Origin of the sequence: Paraburkholderia youngii (assembly GCF_013366925.1) — a bacterium.
GTDB lineage: Bacteria > Pseudomonadota > Gammaproteobacteria > Burkholderiales > Burkholderiaceae > Paraburkholderia > Paraburkholderia youngii.
Genome location: NZ_JAALDK010000002.1, coordinates 1,102,134 through 1,116,900 on the forward strand (window position 1 = coordinate 1,102,134; position 14,767 = coordinate 1,116,900).

Consider the following 14,767-nt stretch of genomic DNA (forward strand, 5'->3'; position numbering starts at 1 on the left):
AGGTTGAGAATGACCGTGGATGGCTTGACGGGGAACATTCTCTTTTAAACGAGAGATAGCTGTGCCTCCGACAATATGACCCATCGGTGAGTCGGTGGAAGCCAGCTCACGGATTGCCTCATAAATTCCGAGCCAAATGGCGAGCTCGATCATGTTCAGGAGCTGACCAGCAATCAGCCTTTGCAAGATTGCCCCGCGAAGGCACTACTACGCGTGTCTCCCCGTGAACCGCCGAAGGCACAATGAATGTTCGTCCGCACGGAGGCGACGCTCTGATATCGACGTCGGTTTCCGCCGGCAAGAATGTCTAGAGTCTAGACACTCGGATGGACGCTGATGCGTGGCAGCTTAGAGAGTGTCTAGACTCTAGACACTCTCTTAAGCTCGGACCATTTTGGCTGGCCGAAAAAAAGCCCGCACTTGGCGGGCCTTTCTACACTACGAACCAGAAATCAAATCAACTCGTTTTCGGCTGCGACTGAAACATCTGTCCAATCAACTGTCGTATCTGAACCTCTTGCGCCTCGGTGATCACCCCGGTCTTGATCTTGATCGTGAAATTGCTGACATCCTTCGTGATGCTTCCAGCGTGCTCTCGCCCCGCGAAAAACTTCTCGATGCTGCGACCGCTGGTACCAGCCGACGTCGTCTGCCGGGTCGCCAAGGCAGTGATTGCCGCCGCGACCTTGCCTTGATCCATTTCGCCTCTCACCAACAGCGGCCAAATTTCACGAGCCGCTCTAACCCCTTCCTCGCCGTGCTTTTTGATGGCCGTCCCGATTGCTTGCGCAGCAGTCCCGCCCAATAGTCGCGGTTGAATATCGAGATCTTTCTTGATGAAGTCCGGCAGATTATCGAACGATAAGAACTGGTACAGACCCGCCCGAGACAAGCCCATCGCTTCCGCCAGTCGCTTGCGATTCGGAAACTCCGTTTCCGATCGACGGATCGCAACGCCGATTTCATAGTCAGTAAGGTCGTCGCGGCTGATGTTTTCGACCATCGCCAGCACGGCCATATCCGAGTCGGAGCAATCTGCGACGACTGCCTTGATTGTGTCCTGCCCCAGCATCTTGTGCGCACGCCAACGCCGTTCACCAGCGACGATCTGATAGTCGTCGGCGACACGACGGACCACGATCGGCTGCATCAGCCCAACTTCCCGGATCGACTCCGCAAGCTCGGCCAACTTTGCTTCGTTGAACACGCGGCGCGGCTGCCACGGGTTCGGCAAGATCCCCGCAACCGGCAGTTGCGATGCGACGCCGGTCGATTCCAATTCCTGCACGCGAAGCTGCGCAACGGCCAGCGCGCCGGCAAGGCCGGGCGCCGTTTGCGTGCGGTTGCTGCGCTTCACCTCGTCCTCGTTGATCGACGAAGTTTTGCGAATGCCGGACGTCTTGGCCAGCAACTGTTCTCGCATATTGCTCATTGCGCGTTCCTCCATTTTTCCGAATAGATCTCGTCGATCCAGCGACAGTAATCGACGAGAGGCTGCCGCACGCGTTGCAGCGACTTGGCCGCGCTGTGATTGCTGCTAATGTCGAAGACGGTCGAGAACGCCAACGCCCCGGTGCTCATCACCGAGCTCGCCGGTACCTCGATCGAATGCAACCAGTTTTCGTACGCGCTTTGCGCCCAAGCACGTACGATCGGCGCCGACGAGTTCCGCCCATAATCGACACGCGACAACACCAGCGACACAAAGTCGTATTTCTTTTCCTTCTCGAATTTGATGAAGCTTTTGGACACGTCTGAGAAGAGTCGCCAGAACGACAGCGAGCTGATGAAGTCCAGGTTTTCCGGCACCATCGGCATCACCATGGCATCCGCGGCCATCAGCGCGTTCAGATTGAGGTACGACAGCGACGGCGACGTATCCATCAGAATGTAGTCGTACTTCTTGCGCAGCGGCTCGAGCCCTTGACGAAGCACGGTCCAGAAACGAAAACCTGGCCGCATCTTTTGCATCGCTGGTAGATGGAACTCTGCTCCGATCAGTTCCGTATGCGCGGGAATCACGTCGATACCATCCCAGTACGTCGACTGAATCCGCCCCTCGAGGCCGCCCTCGATGTCCTGGTCGTAGACATATGGCAATACCGTATCTTCAGGCGACACGTCTTTTTCCGCGTACAGTCCGCACAGTTCCGAGAGCGACGCCTGCGGATCGAGATCGACCACCAACACTTTCCGCCCCCGTAGCGACAGCCCTTGGGCAAGGCACATCGTCGTAGTCGTCTTGGCGGAACCACCTTTGAGCTGCGCGGTGATGATGATCTTCCCGTCTGGTTCCTTCAGACGAGTGACCAGTGGAGTCTGGTAGATGTCGGAAATCTTTTGTACCCAGATCCGCGCTTCTTCCAGCGTGAAGGTCCGGGTACGGCCCGTGCCGGCCGCCGTGCCCGAAGGCAGTTCTCCGTCGCCTTTTGTTGCGAGATACTGAACCTGCGAGTGCGAGATGTTGCACATCTCGGCAATCTCGCCAGTCTTGAAAACGGGAGCCGTTTTTCGAGGACGTGGAGCCAGAATCGTGTCACGCAGCTCATTAGTGAAAATGGTGACTTTTTCTGCGAACTCACTGATCTGCTCAAAGTGAACGGTTCGGTCTACGGCAGGAAGTTGGCTCGTTCTGACCATTCTGAGGTTTATCCATAAAATTCCAGAAACCTCAGAATACAGGAAATACTTGAAAATAGCTTTTTAAATTACTGTTTTAATGCAGTTTTTCTGGAAATTTCCATGTTTTCACAGCGTTTTCGGTGGCGGAACTGTCGTCGAAACGAAACAGGCCCCGAAACACCGCGTGCTTGAGGGCACAAATGACCTCACCTTCCCTCGTAATAGGGCCAGCCGACTCGGCGAACTTGCTTAAAACTTAAGCACCGGGTGAGGTCATTTGTGCACTTTCTCATTTCCGCGAAGCCCACTCCGGCGAATTGCAGCACAACGGACCTCACCATTATCAGGTTTGTTGCCACCTTCCGGCGAGCGCTCCGTCCGTTTGCAGCGCAAAAGCACAATCAACCTCACCTAGCACCCGCTGATTTCCGCCGGCGAGAGGCGGCCAGCCCGTACCCCAGCCCGTCATTAATCCTTGCGGATCACCGTGAAAGCACAACCAACCTCACCTTGGCCACGCACCCGTTCATAAGCTCCCAGGCATCGCACAATCGACCTCACCATGCTGCATTGCGCAATCTCCACGTCAATTTGCTCTGTGATCCCAGTTGGTAGGTTTTTTTAAACCGAGAACGAACCCACAAACCTACATACCAAAACGATATTCAATTCATTCAACGACTTAGGTCTGAAAAGGTGAGGTGCGTTGTGTCGAAGGTGAGGTTTGCTGTGCTGAGAGGTGCGGTTGGCTGTGCAGCAAGGTGAGACCAATTCCCCACCACGGTGCGGTTCCATGTGTTTGACCGTGCGTCGATTTCCGAAGGTGAGGTGGGTTGTGCATTTGCAGGAAATGAAGGTCGGATGGGCCGTCCCATAAGGCTTCGCCGCGCGGAAGTCCCTCTCGCAAGGTGAGGTTCCTTGTGTAGATGGTGAGGTCCTGTGTGCTAAATCGCGGAATGGGCGAAAAAGCGGCCACCGCCGCCGTCGTTGTGATGGTGAGGTTCTGTGTGTTGACAGCTCACCACCGCATGCTTACAGTCCCGGGAGCTAAAAAGTGGATGAAGAACATGGCCGCGGACAATCCGGAAGAGGGCAAGTCGAAAGCGACGTCACGCCAGATGGCGCTCGCGCTGTTCGAAGACATGTTCGATCAGGGATTGCGCATCAACGAGGCCAATCGCGAGATCGGTTATCAGCGCAACGATTTCTTCACCGAGATCGTCAACATGGGACTGCCGGCGCGGCGTTTTCTCGATGCCGCGTACTTCATCGTCGCGCAGGAGCCCGAGCAACGCGATCAGTACGACGTCGAACTCAACTACTTCAAGTGGCTGATGCGCTACGATAGCCGCAACCTGAAGCATTTGCGCACGATCGCCGACGAAGCTCAGAACGCGAAAGTCCGCGTGACGAATACGCCCGCGGACCGCGATCCCAGTGAAGACGACCTGTGGGTGCAGGTCCAACTGATCGGTATGGTCGGCTTTCATCGCGGGCGTATGCGTTTCGACGTCCATCCACGGCTCGTGCCGCATATCCGCGATCCGCAGAAATCTCACTGGCTGAGCTTGCGCATTTCCACCGCGTTCACGCGCAGTCTCGCGCGCGCGATCTACGACAAGGTTTTGCCCAACGTTCCCGCAGGACGCACCGACTGGATCCAGCTCGAGGAAATGCGCAACTGGCCCGGCAAAATGGGCGCGAACGCCGCCATCTTCAAATACTTCAAGCGCGATTGGCTCGAACCGGCGGTGCGCGAGATCAACGAAGTGTCGGACGTCGAGATGTCCTACGAGACGCGAACTGAATCCACCACGTCGAAGAAAATCGACCGCATCCGCTTCCTGCTCAAGCGTAAGGACACAGCCGACGCGGTACTCGCGAGCCTCGCCGACGCGAGCCATCTGTACAAGATTCTCACCGACGAGTTCGGGCTGTCGACCAAGCAGTTCAGCGAGATTTCGGAGAACCGCGAACTGTGGACCGACGAACGCATTCAGCAGGCCGTCGAATACACGCGTTTCAGAATCAAGCGCGGCCAGGTCAAGAAGAGTCCCGCGGGCTATCTGATGCGCGCGCTACGCGACAACTGGAAGATCTCCGACGCCGAGCGCACGATGGTCGACGTGCAAGCCAAACTGCTCGCGGACGAGGCGCAGGAACAGGCAGCCAAGACCGAAACGAGAAAGACCCTGGCGAACAGCATCGCGACGCGTGAAGAAGAAGTGCGTGCGCGCATGAACGAGGATTCGCGCAAGGGCCGCGATCATTTCAACGCCGCCGATGCGAAGACGCGCAAGGAACTGATGCATGCGTGGACGACATCGCGCGAAGGCAAGCTGATGCTGCGTCGGATGAAGCTCGAACCGTCGACGGTCACCGAAGATGCGATCCTCGCGAATACGGAGCTGGTCTGGTATCTGGGGCAGTTCGTGTTCGGCCGGATGAATGCGGCGCGCGCGGCAGCGTGAAGTGAGCGGCTAGTCAGCAGGCAAGCAATCCAGACTCGGCCGAGCAGCAACAGGAAAGGGGTCTTGCACTGACGAACAGCAACGTCAGCGCAAGACCCCTCGATACTTTAGAAAGCAGAAAACCCTCAGAACGTGCCGACCAGCGAGCCCAGCACGATCACCACAACCAGCGCGAGCAACGCGCCGAGAATCGCGACCATCACGATGTCGCGATAGCTCTCACGATGGTTCGAGCCGCATACCGCAAGCAGCGTCACGACCGCGCCGTTGTGCGGCAGGCTGTCGAGTGTCCCGGAGGACATCACGGCGACCCGATGCAGCAGTGCCGGGTCGATGCCGTGTTGCGCGGCCAGTTGAAGATAGGTGCCGCCGAGCGCGTCGAGCGCGATCGTGAGACCGCCTGAAGCCGAACCAGTCAATCCCGCGAGCAGGTTCGTGGCGACCGCGAGCGATACGAGCGGACCACCGCCGACGCCGAGCACCCATTCGCGCACGAGCGCGAACGCGGGCAACGCGGCAATCACCGCGCCATAGCCGACCAGACTGCCGACGTTGAGCACAGGCAGCACCGATGCATTCGCGCCCGCGTCCATCGTCTCGCGCAGCGCCGGCAGGCGGCGCCGATTGAGCAGCACGAGCACGACGATCGCGACGACGAGCGCCACGCACACGCCCCACACTCCGGCGACCGCCGAAAGCGACGTCTCACCCCAACGGACTTCGGCCAGATAGTCCGCGTCGATGCGCGGCAGCACGATCACGTTCATCACGAAGTTCGTCAGCACGACGAGCACGAGCGGCGCGAGCGCGACGCCGAACGACGGGAGATCCTCACTGACGTGCCCGCGTTTCGCTTCCTCCGGATCGAAACTCTGCGAGACGCTCGCGCGTTCGCGCACGAGGTTGTCGCTGGCCGGCGCCCCGGTGGATTTCACCGCCGCGTTGAGTCCGTCGAATCCTTCGTTGGCCGCCTTCGCGCGCGATTGCTGCAAGGACAACCACCACAGCCCGAACGCCACCATCACGATACTCGCGACGATGCCGAGCCCGGGCGCCGCAAACGGCGTCGTACCAAAGAACGGCATCGGGATCGCGTTCTGGATCGCCGGTGTGCCCGGCAGCGCGGACATCGTGAACGTCTGCGTGCCGAGCGCGATCGCGGCCGGCATCAGACGGCGCGGGATATTGGCGGCCTGGAATAGGGCGGTGGCCATCGGCGCGAGCACGAAGAACGCGACGAAGAGGCTGACACCGCCATAGGTGACGAGCGCGCCACCGATCACGACGGCGAGAATCGCCCGATGCGCGCCAAGCTTCTCCGTCATGTAACTGGCGATCGCCTTCACGGAGCCGCTGTCTTCCATCAGCTTGCCGAACAGCGCGCCGAGCAGGAACAACGGGAAGAACTGCGCGAGAAAGCGCGCGGCGCTGAGCATGAAGGTCTGGGTCCAGTGCGCCAGAATCGGTTCGCCCGAAATCGCGGCGGCCAGCATCGCGGCGAACGGCGCGAGCAGCAGCACGGTCCAGCCGCGGTATGCGAAGGCGATCAGCAGCGCGAGACTCGCGAGCATGCCAAAGAGTCCGAGACCGATCGCGAGCGGGGACACGGTGATGACTTCCATGGTCAGACTCCGTCGAGCAACGCGTCGAGATCCAGCGAGGAGCGCACGCCGATCGAATCGGCGTGCTCGATGAGGAACGCGTCCGCGGCGCGTCGGCCTTCGTCGCGCAGCATCGTCAGAAAGCTCCACTCGGCGTTCAGTTTCGACGAGTAGCCGAGTTCGGTCATCAGCTCGCTCGAGATCCGATGGATCCGCATCGCCGCCCAATGGCGGCCTTCGTCGCTGCCGGCGTCCGCGGCGCGCCGCAGCAGCGCGATCATGCGCAGCTCTTTCAGCAGCGGCGCGTTGAAGGCGACTTCGTTCAGGCGGCTGATGATGTCGCGCGCGGTGCGTGGTGTTTCATCCCGCACGACGGGATTGACCTGAATCAGCAGCGTATCGCTCGACGTGCATTCGCGTACCAGCGGCGTGATGGTCGGATTCCCGGCGTAGCCGCCGTCCCAATAGTATTCACCGTCGATCTGCACGGCCTGGAACAGCGTGGGCAGGCAGCCGGAGGCGAGCAGCACGTCGGGCGTCAGGTCGCCATTGCGAAACACACGCGCCTGGCCCGTGCGCACGCGCGTCGCTGTGATGAACAGCTTGATCGGCGCGTCGCGCAGATGCCCGAAATCGATCGAGTCCTGCAGAATCTTCGCCAGCGGATGGACGCCGCGCGGGTTCAGGTCGTACGGAGAAAACACCCGCGCCGCGAGGTCCATCGCGATGAAGAACGGCGAGTAGTCGAGCGTCCAGCGGCCCATCAATACGTCGAACGGGCTGCGGCGAAACGGGCTGTACACCGACGCTTCGAATACTCGCCGCCAGAACGCTTCGAGCGCGGCGCGCGCGCCGGACGCGCCGCCCACCTGGTAGCCGCTTACCAGCACCGCAGCGTTCATCGCGCCAGCCGACGTACCTGATATCCCTTCGATCTGCAGCCACGACTCTTCGAGCAAACGGTCGAGGACGCCCCATGTAAAAGCACCGTGCGAACCGCCACCCTGCAATGCGAGATCGATAAGGGCGGGTTCGCGGCGAGAGGGTTGGTTTTTTCTTGCAGCCAAGACGACTCCCGTGATGAGGAGTGCTCCATTTCGAGCTGACGCCGCATGCGCGGCGGACGAATGAACTGCTGGCCAATGCTTTGAATTACCGAATGACGTGAGGCGTGTTTCAGAGGTGAGGCATCGCACTGCACCATAGGTATTGGAAGTGGCTAGTGATTAAAAGTCAAGCGTATTCGAGGCGCCGCGCGGCTGTGCCTGGCAATGCCGGCCAGTCAGGCGGGACAGAGAAACCCGGTTGGTCACGCCGAGGTCAAAAGCAGCGTGTAAGGAGCCCGGCTGGCGTACCACGCCGAGGCGCTCACATAATCATGGATAAGCGGAGTATCTTTGCAGGGGGAGCGCGACAATGCGGCGGCAATGAATCAACCCGCATTATCCGTTTTGCGCGTGCCGCTTAAATGCTAATTCGCGCGCGCTTTAACTTCGCTGTTTCGCCTTGCGCTAATTGCCACGGCTTATTGCAATGTAATGTATCGTCTCGGCGGCCGGATACATTACGACATAATTCGACTGATGAACCAGGCTATAAAAGCAGGCATCGTCAAATCACGGAGATCACCATGAGCGCCGGGTTGCTGCAAGGGTCCTGTCACTGCGGGGCCGTCAAGTTCGAAGTTCGCACCGAAATCGTTCCGGCCGGCCGCTGTAACTGCAGCCTGTGCCGCCGCAAGGGCGCGCTGATGACGCCGCCCTTTCCCGCGAGTCAACTGAAGATTCTGAGTGGCGAGGATTCGCTGACGCTGTACCAGTTCAACACGAAGGTCGCGAAACACTACTTCTGCAAGCATTGCGGCATCTATCCTTTTCATCAGACGCGCAGGGATCCGCTGCAATGGCGCGTCAACATCGGCTGCCTCGACGGGGTCGATCCTTATGTGCTCGAAGCCAGCGTGGCCGACGGCGCGAGTCTTTCCGTGCTGGAGGACGCATGAAACGCCTGTTTGCCATCGCCGTGTTCGTCGTGGGCGGCTTCGCGGCGGAACTCGCGCATCCGTTGCAGTGTTCACTGATCCAATCGAGCGGCGTGCAACTCAAACGCCGCGGCAGATAATCCGTCGATGGAAACCTCCGACCACGTACTGATCGTCGACGACGATCGCGGGATCCGCGAACTGCTCGCGGGATACCTCGAGAAAAACGGCGTGCGCGTCACGCTCGCGGCCAATGGCCGCCAGATGCGCGCCGCGCTCGAGAACGGCGCGCCCGACCTGATCGTGCTCGACCTGATGCTGCCCGGCGAAGACGGCCTCGTGCTGTGCCGCGAGCTGCGCGCGGGCAAGTTCCGCGCGGTGCCGATTCTGATGCTGACGGCGCGCAGCGAGGAAGCGGACCGGATCGTCGGACTCGAAATGGGCGCCGACGATTACCTGACCAAACCGTTCGCCGCACGCGAGCTGCTCGCGCGAATCCGCTCGGTGCTGCGCCGCGCGCGCATGCTGCCGCCCGGCATGGAGGTGACGGAGTCGGCGCCGATGCTGTGCTTCGGCGACTGGCGGCTCGACACGACCGCGCGCCATCTGCTCGACGCGGACGGCACCGAAGTGGCGTTGAGCGGCGCGGAGTACCGTCTGTTGCGCGTGTTTCTCGATCACCCGCAGCGCGTGCTCACGCGCGACCAGCTGCTGAACCTGACCCAGGGACGCCAGGCCGATCCGTTCGACCGCTCGATCGATCTGATGGTGAGCCGCCTGCGTCAGCGCCTGCGCGACGGCGCGCGCGAGCCGCGCTACATCAAGACGCTGCGCAGCGAGGGCTACGTGTTTTCGGCAGCGGTCACCGCGATCGGAGATCCGCAATGAGCGTATCTGTGTCACCGTCGTTGCTGCGCTGGCCGCATTGGCCGCGCACGCTGTTCGCGCGGCTCGCGGTGATTCTGTTCGTCGGGCTCGCGCTCGCGCAGGCTTTGTCGTTCTGGCTCACGATGACCGAGCGCGACCAGACGATGACCAACATCATGATGGGCTACATCGAGCGCGAGGTGGCGAGCTCGGTCGCGCTGCTCGACCATCTGCCGCCCGACGAACGCGCCCAATGGCTGCCGCGGCTTGCGCGGCGCAGCTACGAGTTCGTGCTCGGCGAGGGCGTGGCCGGCGCACCGGTCGACGCAAGCCTGTCGGCGCGCGTCGCGCAATCGATCGGCGACGGCATCGGCACGCGATATCCGTTGACCGTCAACGCGGTGCCAGGCGATCGCGAGCGTCTGCAGGTGCACCTGAAACTGAGCGACGGCACGCCGCTCACCATCGACCTGCGACCGATGCCCGGCGCACCGTTGTCGCGCTGGCTGCCGCTCGTGCTGACGCTGCAATTGCTCGTGCTCGGCGCCTGCTGCTGGCTGGCGGTGCGGCTCGCGACGCGCCCGCTCAATCAGCTCGCAGTCGCGGCCGACACGCTCGGCCCTGACCTGAAGGCCGACCGTCTGCCCGAAGCCGGTCCGTCCGAAGTGGCGCGCGCCGCGCGCGCGTTCAACGCGATGCAGGATCGGATCGCCACGTACATGACCGAGCGCATGCAGATTCTCGCGGCGATTTCGCACGATCTGCAGACGCCGATCACGCGCATGCGTCTGCGCGTCGACACGATGGACGACGACAGCGAAGCCGCGAAGCTGCGCCAGGACCTGCAGGAAATGGAGGCGCTGGTCAAGGAAGGGGTCACCTATGCGCGCACGATGCACGGCACGACCGAAGTGCCGCGCCGCATCGATCCCGATGCACTGTTCGATAGTCTCGTCTGCGATTACGTGGACGCCGGTCAGCAAGTGTCGCTGCAGGGCCAGTTCGGCCAGTCGCTGAGGTTGCGTCCACAGGCGTTGAAGCGCATCGTCGGCAATCTGGTCGATAACGCGCTGAGGTACGCCGGCGCCGCGCATATCGAGATCGGCGCGTTGCACGATGGCGAGGCGACCGTGTCGGTGCTCGATCGCGGTCCCGGCATTCCGGCCGAGTCGCTGGAGACGGTGTTCGAGCCGTTCGTGCGACTCGAAGATTCGCGCAATCGTCAAACAGGCGGCACGGGGCTGGGACTCGCGATCGCGCGGCAACTCGCGCTTTCGATGGACGCGACGCTCACGCTGCACAACCGCGTTGGCGGCGGCCTCGAAGCGCGGCTGACGTTGAGGAAGTTGCGCGAGTCATAGTTGGACCCAAAACCCGCCACTGCGAAATCGTCATCGGGTTTGGACCATTGATGACGTTCGCGCGTCATTCCGAGCTGTCGCTCAGCTGCTTATCAGTAGTTCTGAGCGACCACATTTTCAGCTCGCTTCAGCGATTCCCATCATTCGAGAAAACCGCGTTGGTGATGCGACACGTCGCATTATTTTTAAATCATCGATATTGAATGCGACTTATCGATGCGAGCGGCGATAAATTGACAAACGTCAGCGGACAGACCATTCTTTTCGTGTGGTGGTTGCAGAGTAACGCGGCGGATCAACAGCAAGATTGGCCGAGAGACACGTTTCGTTCGAATCTGATTACAGATCCTTGTTGGGTCACTAAAAAGGAATCCGAATGGCGTCCACTCCACAAAAGCTTTCAAAAGTGCAGCTCACCGGGATGGTCGTGGGCGGCATGGTCGGAGCCGGGATATTTTCCCTACCGCGTACCTTCGCCGACGCCACCGGTCCGCTGGGCGCCCTGATCGCATGGCTGATTGCGGGCACGGGCATGTATATGCTGGCGCGCGTGTTTCAGACGCTGGCGGAAAGAAAGCCAGAACTGGACGCCGGCGTGTTTGCGTATGCGAGAGCGGGTTTTGGCGACTATCCGGGCTTTCTTTCCGCATTTGGCTACTGGATCAGCAGTTGTATCGGCAATGTTTCTTACTGGGTGCTGATCAAGTCGACACTCGGCGCATTTTTTCCGGTGTTCGGCGAGGGTAATACGGTCGTCGCGATCGTCGTTGCTTCGATCGGCATCTGGCTATTTCATTACATGATCCTGAAAGGCGTGCAGCAGGCGGCCTTCATCAACAGTATTGTTACGATCGCCAAGATCATTCCGATTCTGGTGTTCATTCTGATCCTGTTGTTCGGCTTTCGGATGGACCTGTTCCAGGCCAACCTCTACGGCGGCGGTCTCGAAGGCAATATCTTCGAGCAGGTACGGGCCACGATGCTGGTCACCGTGTTCGTGTTCATCGGCATCGAAGGGGCGAGCGTTTATTCCCGTTATGCAAAGAAGCGCTCCGACGTCGGGCAATCGACGATATTCGGCTTCGTCGTCGTCACCTCGCTGATGGTGCTCGTGACGATGCTGCCTTATGCGGTGCTCGAGCGCGTGGACATTGCGGCGATGCGGCAGCCGTCGATGTCTGCGGTGCTCGAAGCGGTGGTCGGTCACTGGGGCGCCGTTTTCGTCAGCATAGGTCTGCTGATTTCGGTGCTCGGCGCTTATCTGGCCTGGTCGTTGATCTGCGCCGAAGTGTTGTTCTCGGCGGCGAGGACCGAAGACATGCCTGCGATCTTCGGCAAGGAAAACATCAACAAGACGCCGGCTAATGCATTGTGGCTGACCAACATCGTGGTGCAGTTGCTCGTCATCAGCACGTACTTCTCGCGCGATGCATTCGCGCTGATGTTGAATCTGACGAGCGCGATGTCGTTGATTCCGTACCTGCTCGTCGCGGTGTTCGGATGCATGAACGCGAATCGCGGCGACGGTTACGACCTTCGCGCCGACGAGCGCCGGCGCGACCTGATCATGGCCGCGATCGCCGTGATCTATACCGCATTCATGATCTTCGCGGGCGGCCTGAAATTCATTCTGCTTGCCGCGGTGCTGTACGCGCCCGGCACAGCACTTTATTTTTGGGCGCGACGAGAGCAAAGCAAGAACGTTTTCATCATTTCCGATTGGTTCATCTTTACCGTCATCATCATTGGCGCAATCATCGGCATCTACGCCCTCGTAACCGGAAGGATCACAATCTAACGACATCAGATTGAACAGAGCGGGTCACCACTGATATTCAGGAGGTCATCATGGCGAACACGGACGCGAAAGCGGGTGAATTGGGCGTCTACTCGGAAGTCGGACAGCTGCGCAAAGTGATGGTCTGCGCACCGGGGCTCGCGCATCAGCGTCTTACCCCGAGCAATTGCGATGAACTGCTGTTCGACGACGTACTGTGGGTCGAGAACGCGAAGCGCGACCACTTCGACTTCGTCACGAAGATGCGCGACCGTGGCGTCGAAGTGGTGGAGATGCACAATCTGCTCTCCGAAACGGTCGCGGTGCACGAAGGCAAGAAATGGATTCTGGACAACCAGGTGGTGCCGAATCAGGTCGGCCTCGGCTTTATCGATGAATTGAGAAGCTATCTGGAAGGGCTCGACAATCGCAAGCTGGCCGAAACGCTGATTGGCGGGCTATCCACGCACGACTTCCCGGAAGCGCACGGCGGCAAGGCGCTGGAAGTTGCGAAGGAAGCGGCGGGCGGTACCGAATATCTGCTGCCGCCGTTGCCGAACACGCTGTACACGCGCGACACGACCTGCTGGATCTATGGCGGCGTCACGCTGAATGCGCTGTACTGGCCGGCCCGTCACGAAGAGACAATCCTGACCACGGCGATCTACAAGTTCCACCCCGACTTCGCGGGCAAGGTCAACGTGTGGTGGGGCGATCCGACCCAGGATCACGGTCTCGCCACGCTGGAAGGCGGCGACGTGATGCCGATCGGCAAGGGCGTCGTGCTGATCGGCATGAGCGAGCGCACTTCGCGTCAGGCCATCAGTCAACTGGCGGCAACGCTATTCAAGAAGGGCGCGGCCGAGCGCGTGATCGTCGCGGCGATGCCGAAGATTCGCGCGGCGATGCACCTCGATACCGTGTTCACGTTCGCCGATCGCGATTGCGTGCTGGTGGCCCCGGACTTCATGGCGAAGACGCGCACCTATTCGTATCGGCCGAGCAGTCATCCGAGCGGCGTCGAATTGCACGCCGAAAACAAGCCGTTCACCGATGTCGTCGCCGAGGCGCTCGGGCTCAAGCATCTGCGCGTAGTCGAGGCGGGCGGCAGCGACTATCAGCGCGAGCGCACGCAGTGGGATAGCGGTGCGAACCTCGTGTGCGCGGCGCCGGGCGTCGTCTATGCATACGACCGCAACACGTACACGAACACGCTTTTGCGCAAGCAGGGCATCGAGGTGATTACGATCGTCGGTGCGGAGCTGGGCCGTGGACGTGGCGGCGGTCACTGCATGACCTGCCCGATCATTCGCGATGCGGTCGACTATTGATCGGCCACGCGGATCGATTTGACGGTGAGTGGCGAATGCCGCCCCGCTCGCTGAAGTGGCGAGCGAGCGACAGCGCCGCGCGCGCGTGCGCCGCCGCCAGGCGGTCCGGCTTGAAGTCGAACTTCCTTTTACTATACTTTTTAACGACTTAGAGGCAGGCCTGAAATATCGAATTTGGCATCTCGCGATTTGCAAGGATCACGTTCGATAGACCAGCGATCGCTGCAATGAAGTTCGAGTTAATGAATCTGCGAGTAGCTGGACGATTACTTTTCACGTCAATCACGTGAATGCCCGGAGCTTTCTTCCACCGCACGGAGGTTCGAACATGAATAATCGCTTTGTTGCGCAACTCGTCGCCTTGTCGTTTGCCGGGGTGTCGGCGTTCGCGATTGCGGCTGGACCGCAGCCGCAGGACGAGGGCGGCCAGATGGCCGGTACTGGCCGTCAGCAGGTGATGCCGTCGATTCCGCATCGTGACTGGCACAAAGGCCAACGTGTGCCGACCGAATACCGTCATTACAATTTCATAATGGACGACTGGCGCGGACACGGCCTCAATGCGCCGCCGCGCGGGCATAAATGGCTAGGCGTCAATGGCGATTATGTGCTCGTAACGACGAACAACTGGACCATCTCCAACATCGTCGCCGGAAACGAGTAATGCTTCATCCTGGTGCCCAGGTAATCCGGCGACCAGGATTTAGCGCCGGGTCCCGGGCATTTCTTTGACACGACATCATCTCGTCATGGTCG

General features: G+C 60.3%; 12 protein-coding genes. 8 read left to right on the forward strand and 4 right to left on the reverse strand.

All coding sequences use genetic code 11. From position 1 onward, the window contains the following. Positions 1-457: 457 nt before the first annotated feature. Both G5S42_RS36370 and G5S42_RS36375 read right to left on the reverse strand, forming a co-directional pair. Positions 458-1,432 carry a ParB/RepB/Spo0J family partition protein gene (locus tag G5S42_RS36370; RefSeq protein ID WP_176111555.1) on the reverse strand — a complete coding sequence of 325 codons (975 nt, stop codon included), beginning with the start codon at positions 1,430-1,432 and terminating at the stop codon, positions 458-460. Next, the gene (locus G5S42_RS36375; protein WP_176111556.1) at positions 1,429-2,640 is read right to left on the reverse strand and encodes a ParA family protein; all 1,212 of its coding nucleotides are present in this window, start codon (positions 2,638-2,640) and stop codon (positions 1,429-1,431) included. The genes G5S42_RS36370 and G5S42_RS36375 overlap by 4 nt, the downstream gene beginning before the upstream one ends. 1,049 nt (positions 2,641-3,689) lie before the next feature. On the opposite strand from G5S42_RS36375, the gene G5S42_RS36380 reads away from it, so the two are divergent. Continuing rightward, a complete protein-coding gene (locus G5S42_RS36380) occupies positions 3,690-5,093 on the forward strand; it encodes a replication initiation protein (RefSeq protein WP_176111996.1) in 1,404 nt (467 codons plus the stop codon). A 125-nt stretch (positions 5,094-5,218) separates the two neighbouring features. Here G5S42_RS36380 and G5S42_RS36385 read toward each other — a convergent pair whose 3' ends face one another. After that, a complete protein-coding gene (locus G5S42_RS36385) occupies positions 5,219-6,715 on the reverse strand; it encodes a GntP family permease (RefSeq protein WP_176111557.1) in 1,497 nt (498 codons plus the stop codon). Between the two features lie 2 nt (positions 6,716-6,717). Beyond that, the gene (locus tag G5S42_RS36390; RefSeq protein ID WP_176111558.1) at positions 6,718-7,761 is read right to left on the reverse strand and encodes a patatin-like phospholipase family protein; all 1,044 of its coding nucleotides are present in this window, start codon (positions 7,759-7,761) and stop codon (positions 6,718-6,720) included. Between the two features lie 563 nt (positions 7,762-8,324). Here G5S42_RS36390 and G5S42_RS36395 point away from each other — a divergent pair. The 7 genes from G5S42_RS36395 to G5S42_RS36420 all read left to right on the forward strand — a co-directional run bounded on the left by G5S42_RS36395 (position 8,325) and on the right by G5S42_RS36420 (position 14,675). Then, positions 8,325-8,696: a GFA family protein gene (locus G5S42_RS36395; protein WP_176111559.1), complete on the forward strand. Its 372-nt coding sequence runs from the start codon at positions 8,325-8,327 to the stop codon at positions 8,694-8,696. Beyond that, positions 8,693-8,815 (forward strand): hypothetical protein, encoded by a 123-nt coding sequence (locus G5S42_RS45305; RefSeq protein WP_255208695.1) that lies wholly within the window; start codon positions 8,693-8,695, stop codon positions 8,813-8,815. Before G5S42_RS36395 ends, G5S42_RS45305 begins: the two co-directional genes overlap by 4 nt. 7 nt (positions 8,816-8,822) lie before the next feature. Then, positions 8,823-9,563: a response regulator gene (locus G5S42_RS36400; protein ID WP_176111560.1), complete on the forward strand. Its 741-nt coding sequence runs from the start codon at positions 8,823-8,825 to the stop codon at positions 9,561-9,563. Further along, entirely contained in the window at positions 9,560-10,903 is a 1,344-nt protein-coding gene (locus G5S42_RS36405) for an ATP-binding protein (RefSeq protein ID WP_176111561.1), read from the forward strand. The genes G5S42_RS36400 and G5S42_RS36405 overlap by 4 nt, the downstream gene beginning before the upstream one ends. Positions 10,904-11,279: 376 nt before the next feature. Beyond that, positions 11,280-12,701, forward strand: a complete 1,422-nt coding sequence (locus G5S42_RS36410; RefSeq protein WP_176111562.1) for a basic amino acid/polyamine antiporter — start codon at positions 11,280-11,282, stop codon at positions 12,699-12,701. A 119-nt stretch (positions 12,702-12,820) separates the two neighbouring features. After that, positions 12,821-14,011 carry an arginine deiminase gene (locus G5S42_RS36415; protein ID WP_373685699.1) on the forward strand — a complete coding sequence of 397 codons (1,191 nt, stop codon included), beginning with the start codon at positions 12,821-12,823 and terminating at the stop codon, positions 14,009-14,011. A 328-nt stretch (positions 14,012-14,339) separates the two neighbouring features. Further along, positions 14,340-14,675: an RcnB family protein gene (locus G5S42_RS36420; protein ID WP_176111564.1), complete on the forward strand. Its 336-nt coding sequence runs from the start codon at positions 14,340-14,342 to the stop codon at positions 14,673-14,675. The last annotated feature ends 92 nt before the right edge of the window (positions 14,676-14,767 follow it).